The sequence below is a fragment of the Anoxybacillus sp. ST4 genome (assembly GCF_019448545.1).
Lineage (GTDB): Bacteria > Bacillota > Bacilli > Bacillales > Anoxybacillaceae > Anoxybacillus > Anoxybacillus pushchinoensis.
In genome coordinates this window covers 51,946-66,161 of the sequence record NZ_JAHZOE010000005.1, presented here as the reverse complement: position 1 = coordinate 66,161, position 14,216 = coordinate 51,946, and the positions used below count along the sequence as shown (strand labels likewise).

At 42.9% G+C, this 14,216-nt stretch carries 15 protein-coding genes and 1 other annotated feature; of the genes, 11 read left to right on the top strand and 4 right to left on the bottom strand.

Annotated features, from left to right (window positions below; all coding sequences use genetic code 11):
- The first annotated feature begins 10 nt into the window (after window positions 1–10).
- From K1I44_RS05670 to K1I44_RS05650, 5 genes are all read left to right on the top strand, one after another.
- Window positions 11–943, top strand: coding sequence for a beta-ketoacyl-ACP synthase III (locus tag K1I44_RS05670; RefSeq protein WP_219985544.1), 933 nt, complete (start codon window positions 11–13; stop codon window positions 941–943).
- 33 nt (window positions 944–976) lie between these two features.
- A complete protein-coding gene (gene fabF / locus K1I44_RS05665; RefSeq protein WP_219985543.1) occupies window positions 977–2,218 on the top strand; it encodes a beta-ketoacyl-ACP synthase II in 1,242 nt (413 codons plus the stop codon).
- Window positions 2,219–2,290: 72 nt separating this feature from the next.
- Entirely contained in the window at window positions 2,291–3,013 is a 723-nt protein-coding gene (locus K1I44_RS05660; RefSeq protein ID WP_003395402.1) for a DUF2268 domain-containing putative Zn-dependent protease, read from the top strand.
- Window positions 3,014–3,068: 55 nt separating this feature from the next.
- Window positions 3,069–3,275: a YuzI family membrane protein gene (locus K1I44_RS05655; protein ID WP_003395399.1), complete on the top strand. Its 207-nt coding sequence runs from the start codon at window positions 3,069–3,071 to the stop codon at window positions 3,273–3,275.
- A 76-nt stretch (window positions 3,276–3,351) separates the two neighbouring features.
- Window positions 3,352–4,092, top strand: coding sequence for a YjbA family protein (locus K1I44_RS05650; protein WP_219985542.1), 741 nt, complete (start codon window positions 3,352–3,354; stop codon window positions 4,090–4,092).
- A gap of 31 nt (window positions 4,093–4,123) precedes the next feature.
- Here K1I44_RS05650 and trpS read toward each other — a convergent pair whose 3' ends face one another.
- Together trpS and K1I44_RS05640 are read right to left on the bottom strand one after the other, a co-directional pair.
- Complete coding sequence (gene trpS, locus K1I44_RS05645) at window positions 4,124–5,113, bottom strand: tryptophan--tRNA ligase (RefSeq protein WP_219985541.1); 990 nt, start codon at window positions 5,111–5,113, stop codon at window positions 4,124–4,126.
- 51 nt (window positions 5,114–5,164) lie between these two features.
- Window positions 5,165–5,393 (bottom strand) — a binding site (T-box leader).
- 35 nt (window positions 5,394–5,428) lie between these two features.
- Entirely contained in the window at window positions 5,429–5,758 is a 330-nt protein-coding gene (locus tag K1I44_RS05640; RefSeq protein ID WP_219985540.1) for a DUF3899 domain-containing protein, read from the bottom strand.
- Between the two features lie 285 nt (window positions 5,759–6,043).
- Here K1I44_RS05640 and K1I44_RS05635 point away from each other — a divergent pair, with 285 nt between their 5' ends.
- The 5 genes from K1I44_RS05635 to K1I44_RS05615 all read left to right on the top strand — a co-directional run bounded on the left by K1I44_RS05635 (window position 6,044) and on the right by K1I44_RS05615 (window position 11,738).
- Window positions 6,044–7,696, top strand: coding sequence for a peptide ABC transporter substrate-binding protein (locus tag K1I44_RS05635; protein ID WP_219985539.1), 1,653 nt, complete (start codon window positions 6,044–6,046; stop codon window positions 7,694–7,696).
- A gap of 104 nt (window positions 7,697–7,800) precedes the next feature.
- Complete coding sequence (gene opp3b, locus K1I44_RS05630) at window positions 7,801–8,730, top strand: oligopeptide ABC transporter permease (protein ID WP_003395390.1); 930 nt, start codon at window positions 7,801–7,803, stop codon at window positions 8,728–8,730.
- A complete protein-coding gene (opp3C, locus tag K1I44_RS05625; RefSeq protein WP_255573238.1) occupies window positions 8,730–9,740 on the top strand; it encodes an oligopeptide ABC transporter permease in 1,011 nt (336 codons plus the stop codon). The genes opp3b and opp3C overlap by 1 nt, the downstream gene beginning before the upstream one ends.
- Window positions 9,741–9,753: 13 nt before the next feature.
- Window positions 9,754–10,812 carry an ABC transporter ATP-binding protein gene (locus K1I44_RS05620; RefSeq protein WP_219985538.1) on the top strand — a complete coding sequence of 353 codons (1,059 nt, stop codon included), beginning with the start codon at window positions 9,754–9,756 and terminating at the stop codon, window positions 10,810–10,812.
- Complete coding sequence (locus tag K1I44_RS05615) at window positions 10,809–11,738, top strand: ABC transporter ATP-binding protein (protein ID WP_219985537.1); 930 nt, start codon at window positions 10,809–10,811, stop codon at window positions 11,736–11,738. The genes K1I44_RS05620 and K1I44_RS05615 overlap by 4 nt, the downstream gene beginning before the upstream one ends.
- Before the next feature lie 103 nt (window positions 11,739–11,841).
- Here the strand turns inward: K1I44_RS05615 and K1I44_RS05610 are convergent, their stop codons facing one another.
- The gene (locus K1I44_RS05610; RefSeq protein ID WP_042894256.1) at window positions 11,842–12,033 is read right to left on the bottom strand and encodes a hypothetical protein; all 192 of its coding nucleotides are present in this window, start codon (window positions 12,031–12,033) and stop codon (window positions 11,842–11,844) included.
- 250 nt (window positions 12,034–12,283) lie between these two features.
- Here K1I44_RS05610 and spxA point away from each other — a divergent pair, with 250 nt between their 5' ends.
- Window positions 12,284–12,694, top strand: coding sequence for a transcriptional regulator SpxA (gene spxA, locus K1I44_RS05605; RefSeq protein ID WP_003395380.1), 411 nt, complete (start codon window positions 12,284–12,286; stop codon window positions 12,692–12,694).
- Window positions 12,695–12,707: 13 nt separating this feature from the next.
- On the opposite strand, the gene cls is transcribed toward spxA, so the two are convergent.
- Window positions 12,708–14,213 carry a cardiolipin synthase gene (cls, locus tag K1I44_RS05600; RefSeq protein WP_219985536.1) on the bottom strand — a complete coding sequence of 502 codons (1,506 nt, stop codon included), beginning with the start codon at window positions 14,211–14,213 and terminating at the stop codon, window positions 12,708–12,710.
- Between the last annotated feature and the right edge of the window lie 3 nt (window positions 14,214–14,216).

The window sequence follows — 14,216 nt, the reverse complement described above, 5'->3', positions numbered from 1 at the left end:
CGATATTTCCGTGAGTGCAGGAATTATTGGAATTGGACGATATTTGCCGGAACGTATTGTGACGAATAAAGAATTAGAACAACGAATGGATACGTCAGATGAATGGATTCGGACGCGCACAGGGATTGAAGAGCGTCGTATTGCTTCAGACGATATAGATACGTCCGATATGGGTTATATCGCAGCGAAGCGCGCTCTTGATGATGCTGGCATTTCCCCTGAACAAATTGATCTCATTTTAGTGGCGACGGTGACGCCAGATCGCCCTTTTCCGTCCGTTGCATGTATGTTGCAAGAAAAGCTTGGGGCGATGCATGCAGCCGCGCTTGACGTAAGCGCGGCATGTGCAGGGTTTATGTATGCGATGGTGACCGCGAAGCAGTTTATTGAAACAAATACGTATAAATACGTGCTTGTCGTCGGTGTAGAGAAATTATCAAAAATCGTCGATTGGAGCGATCGAAATACAGCGGTGCTGTTTGGAGACGGTGCAGGAGCAGTTGTCATGGGGAAAGTTTCAGAAGGTCGCGGCATCGTATCGTTTGAACTTGGGGCAGACGGTACGGGGGGAAAATATTTATATCAAGACGATCATATTGTCATGAACGGACGGGAAGTGTTTAAGTTTGCGGTGCGCCAAATGGGCGAGTCATGCATTCGCGTATTAGAAAAAGCAGGATTGACGAAAGCGGACGTCGATTTTTTAATTCCGCATCAAGCGAACATTCGCATTATGGAGGCGGCGCGGGAACGGCTCGAACTTCCTGTGGAGCGCATGTCGATTACAGTGAATAAATACGGAAATACATCCGCTGCTTCCATTCCGATTTCACTTGTAGAAGAAGTGGAAGCTGGACGCATTCAAGATGGTGATCTCATCATTATGGTTGGATTTGGCGGTGGATTAACGTGGGGCGCGATTGCATTGCGCTGGGGCAAATAACGATGGTATGATGAAACAAAGGAGTGATGAGTGGTGAAAAAAAGACGAGTCGTCGTCACGGGATTAGGGGCTGTCACACCGTTAGGAAATGATGTTGAAACGACATGGAAAAACATCGTTGCTGGACAATCCGGCATCGGTCCGCTCACACGGTTGAATGCGGACGATTTTCCTGCGAAAGTAGCAGCGGAAGTGAAAGATTTTCAAGTGGAACAATTTATCGATAAAAAAGAAGCGCGCAAAATGGACCGATTTACGCAATATGCGGTCGCTGCATCGATGATGGCAGTCAAAGATGCGAGTTTACAAATTACAGAGGAAAATGCGACGCGCGTTGGCGTCTGGATCGGTTCAGGCATCGGCGGGATGGAAACGTACGAAGAACAGCTGAAGACGTTTTTAGAAAAAGGATATCGCCGCGTGAGCCCGTTTTTCGTTCCGATGATGATTCCTGATATGGCGGCAGGGCAAGTGTCGATTATGCTTGGGGCAAAAGGAATAAACTCATGTACCGTCACCGCTTGTGCGACAGGAACGAACTCGATTGGCGATGCGTTTAAAGTCATTGAGCGTGGCGATGCCGATGTGATGATTACAGGCGGAACAGAAGCGCCAATTACACATATGGCGTTTGCCGGGTTTAGCGCAGCGAAAGCGCTCTCGTTTAACCCCGACCCAAAAACGGCGTGCCGTCCGTTTGATCAACACCGCGACGGATTTATTATGGGCGAAGGGGCTGGCATTATTATTTTAGAAGAACTAGAACATGCGTTAAAACGCGGTGCGCGCATTTATGCTGAAATTGTGGGCTACGGTGCGACAGGCGATGCGTATCATATTACCGCTCCAGCGCCGGGGGGAGAAGGCGGCGTGCGTGCGATGCGCCAAGCGCTTCATGATGCGAATATGCAGCCAGAGGACATCGACTACATTAATGCGCACGGCACGAGCACGGAATATAACGATAAATATGAAACGATGGCGATTAAAGAAGTATTTGGCGAACACGCATACAAACTAGCTGTCAGCTCGACGAAATCGATGACGGGCCATTTGCTTGGAGCAGCGGGTGCTGTTGAAGCAATTTTCTCTGTTTTATCCATTTACGATAACATCATTCCGCCGACGATCAACTACGAAACGCCAGACCCAGAATGCGACTTAGATTACGTGCCAAACGTGGCGCGTAAACAACATGTGCGTGCGGTATTAAGCAACTCGCTCGGCTTTGGTGGACATAATGCAACAATTATTTTTAAAGCGTACGAAGGATGAGGACACCCTCATCCTTTTTTCACGTTTTCTTTTCGCTTGTCGTACAATGCAATGACGAAAGGAGGAAAAATCATGGGGGTTGTAAATACGAAACATTGGTTTGAACGCGATTTATGGCGCGAAAAAATAAAAGAGGACGTGCAACGTCATTTATTTACGCACGGCATGGCGCGGCGCAATCAACGCGAGATCATGAAACAGCTAGAACAAAAAAACGTTTGGGCGTTTGTTGCGAAAAAGTTTGCGGAGCTAAAAAAAGAGTGGAACGGCCCAGATGTGCCGATTTATATTTTCCCTGCAGATGCAACGAATCGTACACTTCAACACGAGTTTGGCGGAAAATCAGGCGTCGCTTTTCGCGATCAGCTATTTTTATTTTTACTCCCTCATCTGTCCAACGAACATATTTATGCCCTCCTCATTCACGAATATCATCACGTTTGTCGTCTACACGTTGATCCGAAAGATGAACGAGAATATACGCTCATTGACCGTATCGTTATGGAAGGATTGGCAGAACATGCGGTATACGAACGGCTTGGGAGCGAATATGTCGCTAAATGGACGACATATTACACAGAAGAGCAACTGAAGCAGTTTACGAAAAAATGGATCGTTCCAAACATGTCGCTTCGCCCTAATGATGCGCGCTATCGTGCCATTTTATACGGGTTATCATTTTATCCGCGCATGCTTGGCTATGCAGTCGGGTATGAAATTGTGAAGCGGGCGTTGACAAAAAAGACGATGATTGAGCTATTTGCTATGCCGTCGGAAGAAATTTTTTTGTTGTAACGCATCGTTCGTCCTATTGTTCATACATATAGTAGTGGACAAGGGGGACTTATATATGCGTTTCTTTTTTTATTTGCTCGGGTTTGGCATGTCGGTCGTCGGTGGAACGACGATGATTGCATATTTAAATATCATCGCCTCACGTTCAGACTGGAAAGAATACGTTATATTTATTAGCACAAAAGTAGAATGTTATTTTCTTCCGATCGGGTTGTTCATTACGTGGTTAAGCATTTTTTTTCCTTCACATGATGATGGTTAAATTTAGGGTGAAATGGAATAAAATGAGCAACCTCTGACCATACTGTGAACAAATCGTTCGAAGTGAGGGGTTATGCATGTTATATCTTCACGATGTTTGGGTGAATTGGTTTGAAGGAGAAGAAAACGGATATAACGTTTGCCATTTTTACGAATGGAGAAAAGATGATGCGATTGAGTTGTTAGATCAAGTGCCCGTGTTAAAAGTGAGCACGCAACTGTTTCACTACTTGGAAAATAGTTTGTCTGAAATTCCGAAGGCGCTGCTTGAAGATGTGCATCAAAAAGCGTACGTACGTAAAAATCATGAGCGTATTCAGCTTGAATATTGTTTTATCGCTACAGATGGTTATGAAATTATTGCAATTGATACGATTGGCTATCATATTCCGATTCGCAAAAGCCGACTGATTCCGCGCCAAGAACAACTCGTGTACGACATGGTGAAAGAGCAAGATGTGCGTCTATATCCGTTTGAACAAAGTGAAAGAGAGTATCATATTTTATCGCCGCATCCGGCGCTTATGAGCGGATTGACACGGAAAGAGCGGCAATTGAAGCAGCTGTTATTTATGGCGCTCGACCAGCTGTATGGAATGAAAAATGCGGCAGAAGTGCGCTATTGGTATACGGAATGGGCGCCGGAGAAGTATGCGTATATTCAGCAAATGTCATTTGAAGAAGCGTGGAATGGCTTGTATGAAGAAGCGAAATACGGTTGGTCCGAACGACACGCTCATTTATGCGAGCGGCTCGTGAAAGGGCAACCGTTTTTCGAAAAACTATGGGAAATGGAACAAGAACCGAAAGTCAATTAAAAAAACTCAGCCCTACACGGAGCTGAGTTTTTTATTTTCTTTTTCTACCTAAGCCGATGGCGTTTTCCATTTTCTTTAACATTTTGCTTGCGACGCGATTTGCTTTTTCGGCACCTTCGTCTAAAATATCGTCTAATTTTGTGCTTTCCATGAGCTCATAATATTTTTCTTGAATTGGTGTTAAGGTGTTAATAATCGCTTCTGCGACATCTGCTTTAAACTCCCCATATCCTTTTCCAGCATAGCGCGCTTCTAGCTGTTCGATCGGTTCGTTCGCCAAAATGGAGTAAATCGTTAATAAGTTCGATACGCCCGGTTTATTTTCTTTATCGTAACGAATGACGCCTTCTGAGTCGGTAACAGCACTTTTTACTTTTTTCTCGATCGTTTTCGCATCATCAAGCAGCGTAATGTACGATTTTTGATTCGGATCGGATTTGCTCATTTTTTTCATCGGATCGGTGAGCGACATAATGCGTGCTCCGATTTTCGGAATGCGCGCTTCTGGGATCGTGAAAATGTCGCCGTATCGTTTATTGAATCGCTCCGCTAAATCGCGTGTCAACTCAATATGTTGTTTTTGATCTTCACCAACAGGAACGATGTCTGTCGAGTAAAGTAAAATGTCCGCTGCCATAAGTGGTGGGTACGTTAACAATCCGGCGCTGACCGCTTCTTTTCCTGCTGATTTATCTTTAAATTGCGTCATGCGCTCCAATTCGCCGATGTAGGCGATGCATTGTAAAATCCAACCTGCTTGTGCATGCGCAGGAACTTCTGACTGGATAAACAACGTTGATTTGTTCGGATCAATGCCGACCGCTAAATAAAATGCAGCTAAACTGCGAATGTTTTTACGGAGCGCTAGCCGATCTTGCGGAACGGTAATCGCATGTTGATCGACGATGCAAAAGTAGCAGTTGTAGTCGTGTTGCAGTTCAACAAATTGTTTCATCGCTCCGATATAGTTCCCGAGCGTAATGACGCCGCTCGGCTGAATGCCAGAAAAAATCGTTTTCATCGAATCACTCCTTTTTATTTTCTAAATCTAAATAAAAAAGGTTCTATCATCTGTAGGGACGATAGAACCGTGGTGCCACCCTAGTTATTGTCATGTCGACAATCACTTTGCCCATGCTTTACGCATGGCGCCTTTGTAACGGAAGGCAACCGTCCAAGCCTACTTTTTGTTCAGCTTGAATGCTCGAAAGCCCATTCCATACAACTAGCGGCTTGTTCGCACCGTCCACAAGCTCTCTGAACGCCTCGTCATATGTACTATTCTTCGTCATCGCATCGGTTTTTTAAAACATTATATGGTGTTCGTTTTTTTATGTCAATAAACGTATGACAAAATGAGCGTCATGAACGTTACGAATAGTCCAGCGAAAAAAAAGGGAGCACCCCACTGCGTTTTTGTTTCATCATCATGTTCGTCTTGGGCATAATAACGCTCGACAGGTGAGCGAAACAACCGCTTAAAACTCGCGATCGTTACATCGAAAAATCCTCGTTCATAAATGAACCGTAAGCCACCGATGATGATGAGCGGTTGAGCGAGGAGAAACGAAACGTTAATAAAAGTAAGCCATCTATGTGCAGAAAAAAGTGCAACTGTTAGCGCAATAAAAAAGACGAGAAAGCTTGTCACGACTAGCTTTTTCACAACTCATCCACCTTTCGTACTTAATCGCTGTAAAGTATTATACTAAAAAAAGTGTAAATTTTCTATTTACAAATGACAATAAAACGAATAAAATAGTCATCAAGCTGATTTCACTTAAATGTAAACAAACCTGACATTCCTCCAAAATGTTAGAAAATTTAAAAAAAGTTTTTAAAAAATCTTTTCAAATATATTAATTCGTTATATAATGTCCTTGTGTTTCAAATCTTCTGATAAATCAGAAGATGGAAATAAATACAATAAACAGATGAGGGGGAAACTCGCATGAAGAAAAAGTTATCCATCTTTTTCGCTCTTCTTCTTGCTCTGTCCACGTTTTTAGCAGCGTGTGGCGGCAAAAAAGAAGAAGACAAGACTGCCAATGAAGGCGAAAAGCCAGCTCAAGAAGAGCCGGCAAAAGAGCAAGTATTGAACTTGTTAGAAACTTCTGAAATTCCTTCATTAGACTCTACGTTAGCGACGGACAGCGTGTCATTCCGCGTCATGAACAACGTATTTGAAGGGTTATACCGTTTAGACCAAAACAACGAGCCTACGCCAGGAATGGCTGAAAGCTATGAAGTAAGCGAAGATGGAAAAGTGTACACATTCAAACTTCGCGATGCAAAATGGTCAAACGGCGAGCCTGTAACGGCAAACGATTTCGTATATGCTTGGAGAAAAGCGCTTGATCCGAACACAGGTGCTGAGTATGCGTACATTATGTACGATATTAAAAACGCTGAAGAAGTCAATACAGGAAAAGTGCCTGTTGACCAATTAGGCGTCAAAGCAGTTGACGAAAAAACGTTACAAGTTGAATTGAAAAACCCAATTCCATACTTCTTAAGCTTATTAGCATTCCCTACGTTCTATCCACAAAACGAAAAGTATGTGAAAGAGCAAGGGGACAAATACGGTCTTGAAGCAAACACAACAATTTACAACGGTCCGTTCGTATTAAGCGAGTGGAAACATGAACAAAGCTTCCAATTAAAGAAAAACGAGCAATATTGGGATGCACAAACAGTTAAACTTGAAACAATTAACTTCAACATCGTAAAAGATGTAGCAACAGGTGTAAACTTGTATGAAACAAACAAAGCAGACCGCGTCGGTTTAAGTGCAGAGTTTGTTGACAAATATAGCAGCGACAAAAACTTTAAAACAAAATCTGAACCAGTATTATTCTTCATTCGTATGAACCAAAAGAATGAAGTGTTGAAAAACGTAAATGCTCGCAAAGCGATTGCGATGGGCTTCGATAAAGAAGCGATGGTTGCGACGATTTTAAACAACGGTTCTAAAGCAGCGAACTACTTCGTTCCAGAAGGATTCGTTACAGGTCCGAACGGAAAAGACTTCCGTGAAGAAAATGGCGACTTAGTGAAATTCAACGCTGAAGAAGCGAAAAAATATTGGGAACAAGCGAAAAAAGAGCTTGGCAAAGACAAAGTTACGCTTGAATTGTTAAACTACGACTCTGAAAGCGCGAAGAAAATCGGTGAATTTTTGAAAGAGCAACTTGAGACAAACTTACCAGGCTTAACAATTAACATTAAACAACAACCATTTAAACAAAAACTTGATCTTGAAAGCAAAATGCAATATGAGCTTTCATTTGCTGGTTGGGGTCCAGACTATCAAGATCCAATGACATTCATCGATATGTTTGTCACAAACGGTGCTCACAACCAAACTGGTTGGTCAAATGCGGAGTACGACCAACTTGTAAAAGATGCGAAAACAACGCTTCTTTCTGACTTGCAAGCTCGTTGGGATGCGATGGTAAAAGCTGAGAAAATCTTGTTAGATGAGGCAGTTATCGCGCCAATGTACCAACGTGGTGCAGCGTACTTAGAGCGTGAATACGTGAAAGGTATCGTTGATCATCCATTTGGTCCAGACAATAGCTATAAGTGGGCTTATATCGAGTAATCGAAAAAGAAAGGAGAGTATATGTGCGAAAGCATATACTCTCCTTTTGCCTGCTAATCAGTAAAATTTCAAAAAGTTTTTAATTTTGTAAGGAGGTGTGCGATATGGCACGATATACGTTGCAACGTCTTATTTATATGATTATTACGCTATTTATTATTGCAACAGCCACGTTCTTTTTAATGAAGCTTCTCCCAGGTTCCCCCCTCCAAAATCAAGAGAAGCTATCACCAGAACAACAAAAAATCATTTTAGAAAAGTATGGTTTAAATGATCCAGTTCCTGTTCAATACGTTCGTTATTTAGGCAATTTAGTAAAAGGTGATTTAGGAGTTTCCTTCCAATATGATAACCGCCCAGTCACACAGCTTATTGGTGATCGCATTGGGCCATCGGCACAACTCGGTTTTCAAGCGCTCGTATTCGGGACAATTGTTGGTATTTTGCTCGGTGTGATCGCTGCTGTTCGTCACAACACAGCGGTTGACTATGGAGCAACGGTGTTAGCTGTTTTAGGTATTTCCATTCCATCATTTGTATTCGGTGGATTGTTGCAATATTACATCGGTGTAAAATTAAAATTACTTCCTGTTGCGTTTTGGGATGGTTTTGAGTACACGATCATGCCAACGCTAGCGTTATCCGTATTCGTTATCGCGAGCATCGCGCGCTTTATGCGTACAGAAATGTTAGAAGTGCTCGGTTCGGACTATATTTTAACAGCGCGTGCAAAAGGAATTAGCGGCTTTGGCGTCATTTTTAAACACGGATTGCGAAATGCAATGATTCCAATTATTACAATTCTTGGTCCGATGGCTGTTAACTTAATGACAGGAACACTTGTCATTGAGCAAATTTTTGCTGTCCCTGGTTTAGGGGAACAGTTCGTTCGTTCCATTAACTTAAATGACTATCCGGTCATTATGGGAACGACTATTTTCTATAGTGCGTTATTTATTTTTGTTATTTTTATTGTGGACGTGCTTTACGGCTTAATTGATCCGCGAATTCGTTTGGCGGGAGGGAAAAAATAATGACAGAAAAGCAACTATCTCCTGAGTTGTTTGAGCTAGCGACAGAGCGTCAAGGTGATATGGAAAAAATTAATCGTCCAAGCTTAACGTTTTTACAAGACGCTTGGCTTCGATTAAGAAAAAATAAAGGTGCTGTTTTCGGACTAATCATGATTATTGCCATTACGTTGATGGCTATTTTTGCACCGATCATGAGCGATCGTACGTACAAACAACAAAATTTAAGTCATGCGAAATTACCACCGCGTATCCCGGTGTTAGAACATATTGATTGGCTTCCATTTAACGGAAAAGATATGAACGGCATTAACGTATATGAAAAGCGTGGTGTAAAAGAGTACTATTGGTTTGGAACCGATGACCTCGGTCGCGATTTATGGACACGTACGTGGTATGGTGCCCGTATTTCGTTATATATCGGGGTGTTAGCTGCAACCATTGACTTGTTAATTGGAATTATTTACGGTGGTGTGTCCGGTTTTTACGGAGGACGCGTCGACAATATTATGCAGCGCATTATTGAAGTATTAGTCGGTATCCCGAACTTAATTGTCGTTATTTTATTTATTCTCGTATTTGAGCCGGGAATTATTTCGATTACGATGGCGATGGTTATTACCGGTTGGGTGACGATGGCGCGCATTGTGCGTGGACAAATTTTAAAGTTGAAAAATATGGAATACGTACTAGCAGCACGTACGCTCGGAGCGTCAGATGCGCGCATTATCGGCAAACATTTGCTTCCGAACGTCGTTGGTCCAATTATTATTACGACGATGTTTACAATTCCGAGCGCCATTTTCACAGAAGCGTTTTTAAGCTTTATTGGACTCGGTATTCGTCCACCAGAAGCGTCGCTCGGTTCCCTTGTAAATGACGGTTATAAGTCGATCCAAACGTTCCCGCATTTAATGATGATTCCAGCGTTTGTCATTAGCTTGCTTATTTTAAGCTTTAACTTATTAGCAGATGGTTTGCGCGATGCGCTTGATCCGAAAATGCGTAAATAGAGGAGGTGGAACAATGGAGAAGGTACTTGAGGTAAAAGATTTGCATATTTCGTTTGATGTGTACGGTGGAGAAGTACAAGCTGTACGCGGTGTATCGTTTGACTTGTACAAAGGAGAAACGCTTGCGATCGTTGGGGAGTCTGGTTCAGGAAAATCGGTGACATCGAAAGCGCTCATGCGTCTACTTCCGATGCCGCCAGCAAAAATTAAGCAAGGTCAAATTTTATTAGAAGGCCGCGATTTGACAAAGCTGTCTGAAAAAGAAATGCAACGTGTGCGCGGAGCAGAAATTTCAATGATTTTCCAAGATCCGATGACAGCGTTAAACCCGACGATGACGATCGGAAAACAAATTACAGAAGTATTGTTAAAACATCAACAAATGACAAAAGCAGAAGCGAAAGCGCGCGCCATTGAATTGCTTGACCTTGTCGGCATTAAAGAGCCAGCGCTTCGTTTTAAACAATATCCGCATCAATTATCAGGCGGTATGCGCCAACGGATCGTCATTGCGATCGCGCTTGCTTGCAATCCGAAAGTGTTAATTGCGGACGAACCGACAACTGCGCTAGACGTGACGATTCAAGCACAAATTTTAGAGCTCATTAAAGACATTCAGAAAAAGACAGGAACATCGATTATTTTCATTACGCACGATTTAGGTGTTGTCGCAAATGTGGCGGATCGTGTGGCGGTCATGTATGCGGGAAAAATTGTTGAAAAAGGAACAGTCGATGAAATTTTCTACAATCCGAAACATCCGTATACGTGGGGGCTACTTGCGTCGATGCCAAGCTTAGAGCACGGAGATGAAGAATTGTACTCTATTCCAGGAACGCCACCAGACTTATTAAATCCGCCAAAAGGCGATGCGTTCGCGCCTCGTAATGCATATGCGCTAAAAATTGATTACGAAATGGAGCCGCCGATGTTTCAAGTGTCTGATACGCACTATGCCGCAACATGGTTGCTTCACCCAAACGCACCGAAAGTCGAACCTCCGAAGGTCGTTCGTGAACGGATGAAAAAGTTCGAAGCATTAACGAAAGATCGAGGAGGGGAGAAGCGATGAACAAACTCGTTGAAGTGAAAAACTTAAAACAATATTTTAAAGTCGGTAAAGGTCAAGTCGTTAAAGCGGTTGACGATGTGACGTTTGATATTTATAAAGGAGAAACGCTCGGTCTCGTTGGCGAATCGGGTTGCGGAAAGTCAACGACAGGACGCACGATTATTGGGCTATATGAGGCAACAGGCGGAGAAGTGTTGTTTAACGGGTTAAGTGTGCATCGGAAAAAATCATCGAAAGAAGCGAAAGAATTAAAACGAAAAATGCAAATGATTTTCCAAGATCCGTATGCGTCATTAAACCCGCGAATGACTGTTGCGGATATTATTGCAGAAGGAATCGATATTCACGGCTTAGCATCGTCGAAAGAAGAGCGCATGAACCGCGTATATGAACTGCTTGAGACGGTCGGATTGAACCGTGAACATGCGAACCGTTATCCGCATGAGTTTTCAGGTGGTCAGCGTCAACGGATCGGCATTGCGCGCGCGCTTGCGGTTGAGCCAGAGTTTATTATTGCCGATGAGCCCATTTCGGCGTTAGACGTATCGATTCAAGCGCAAGTTGTCAACTTAATGAAAAAGTTGCAACGCGAAAAAGGATTGACGTATTTATTTATCGCCCACGACTTGTCGATGGTGAAATACATTAGCGATCGCATCGGTGTTATGTATTTCGGAAAAATGGTTGAGCTTGCCGATGCAGAAGAACTGTATCGCAATCCGATTCATCCGTATACAAAATCGCTCCTTTCTGCGATTCCACATCCAGATCCAGAAACAGAGCGGACGCGAAAACGGATTATTTACGACCCGTCACAACATAACTATAAAGAAGGCGAAGATGTGCGCATGCGCGAAATTACGCCAGGCCATTTCGTTTACTGCTCTGAAGCAGAGTACGAAACATATAAGGCGATGTACAGCTAATCTCTCGGCTTTCGAGAGATTAGCTTTTTTCGTTTGATGCACTAAAGTATTATACAATATTTTGATTCATTTGACTATTTCGTTTTTAAAAAAAGCTCCGAGATTATCTCGAAGCTTTTTTGCCGCCGACCATTTTCCATCCTGTTTGCACATGTTCGCTCATCGCTGTATGTAGTCGCTTTTTTCGTCCGCCAAATACGTTTTCTCCGATGCCGTTTAAAATGACGCCCATAAGCGCTGTGATACCGATAACTAAAATGGCAACAATCGTAAAGTCAATAAAAAATTGCGCCATGTCATTTCCCCCTTTGTTTGCCATGTCTATTTTTATTGTAGAGAAAATTTCAAATGAACGCAACGAAAAATGAAACCGTTCGTATTGGACAACCGTATAAATATGTGTGGAAGCTAAAAAAGGTGTATCTTTCTAAACTTTTTTGTTGTATAATGTACGTTGTAGAGTTTTTTAAAGTCATTTTAAAATAAGATGTGTTTTAATACAGAAATGTATTCCAGCAACCCATTTTTAAGGGAGTGATTTATATATGGTGATCGTGTATTCATCGCCAAGTTGTACGTCTTGCCGAAAAGCAAAAGCGTGGTTAGAAGAGCATAACATTCCGTATAAAGAGCGTAACATTTTCGCGGAACCGTTAACGATTGAAGAAATTAAAGGCATTTTGCGCATGACCGAAAACGGGACAGACGAAATTATTTCGACGAGATCGAAAATTTTTCAAAAGCTAAACATCCAAGTCGATTCATTGCCGCTACAAGATTTATATGAAATTATTCGCCAACATCCAGGACTGTTGCGCCGTCCGATTATCATGGACGAGAAGCGCCTGCAAGTTGGTTACAACGAAGATGAAATTCGCCGCTTTTTACCGAGAAAAGTGCGGACGTATCAATTGCGTCAGGCACAACAGCTCGTCAACAGTAAAGGCTTAGCATAAACGCTAAGCCTTTTTACAATAGCGGCGAAAGGAGGCGAGCAGTCGACTCGGCGAGCCGCATCCAAAGCGGGCGATGTTGAAATTGTTTTTTATCGATTTGCGTTGAATCGCGAAAGTCGTTTAAAAAGTCATCGACTAACGTTTGGACGCTCGGTGTTTGATATAAAAACGCATTCACTTCAAAGTTTAAATGGAAGCTGCGCATATCCATATTCGCTGTGCCGATCGACGCGAGTTCGCCGTCAACAACGATAATTTTGCTGTGCATAAATCCTTTTTCGTATTCATAAATGGTCGCTCCCGCTTCTAGCAGTTCAGGGAAATACGAGCGAGAAGCGTAAAAAACGATTTTTTTATCAGGGCGCTTCGGAACGAGAAGCCGCACATCAATTCCGCTTAATGCCGCTACTTTTAACGCCGTCAAAATATCTTCATCCGGAATGAAGTATGGGGAGGCGATCCAAATGGAGCGCTGTGCTGATGTAATCATCGCAAAAAATAAATGTTTCAGCACTTCCCATTTCGTATCTGGTCCGCCTGCTACAAGTTGAACGCCGCCAAGATGATGATCATGCACTGTAGGCGCATGTAAATAGTTCATCGTCAACAACGTTTGCCCAGTCATGTAATACCAATCTTGCAAGAAGATGAGCTGCAACGTGCGAACCGCTTCTCCGTAAACGAATAAATGCGTATCGCGCCAAAACCCGAAATATTCGTTTTTTCCTAAATATTCGTCCCCGATATTTAAGCCGCCGACAAAGCCGACTTTTCCATCAATGACGATAATTTTTCGATGGTTGCGGAAGTTAATCGTATTGTTTAAAAACGGCAGGCGAACAGGGGAGAACGGAACGATGTCCACGCCAGCCTCGCGCAAGTCGTGTATGTATGTTTTCGATAGTTTCCAGCTTCCAACCGCATCGTATAAAAAGCGGACGTGCACCCCTTTTTTCGCCTTGTTCATTAATATTTGTTTTAAGCGCTGACCGATGTCGTCATCGCGGACAATATAATATTCAAGATGAATATGATGTTCTGCTTTTTCCAATTCGGCAAAAATAGCGGCAAACGTTTCTTCTCCGTTCGTTAAGACGCGCGTTTGCGTAGCGGTTGAAATCGTCTCTTTCGTCAGCCGTTTCGCAAGCTGCAACAACGGTTGTTGGTGAGGCTTCATATATAGCTTTCGGTCGTGATGTCGATTCGTTTCCATTTTGCGAAACGTTTGTTCATCGAGCAACGCTTTTTTTCGAAATAGCCGCTTTTTCCGATAGTTTTGACCGAACAACAAATAAAAAATGAAGCCGACGAGCGGAAAGCTGCCAAATACAACGAGCCATGTGAGCGTCTTCGTCGGATGACGATTTTCTAAAAAGATGACAAACGAAATGAAAATGACCGACAAGGTGACGAATAAGCTGAACGTCCCGAGCAGCCAGCCTTCCCAATGATCTTTTGTCACAGCTAATATCCCGATGAAAGCAAGCAAAAAGATTGCAACTTTTAAGGCGTTTCTCATTTG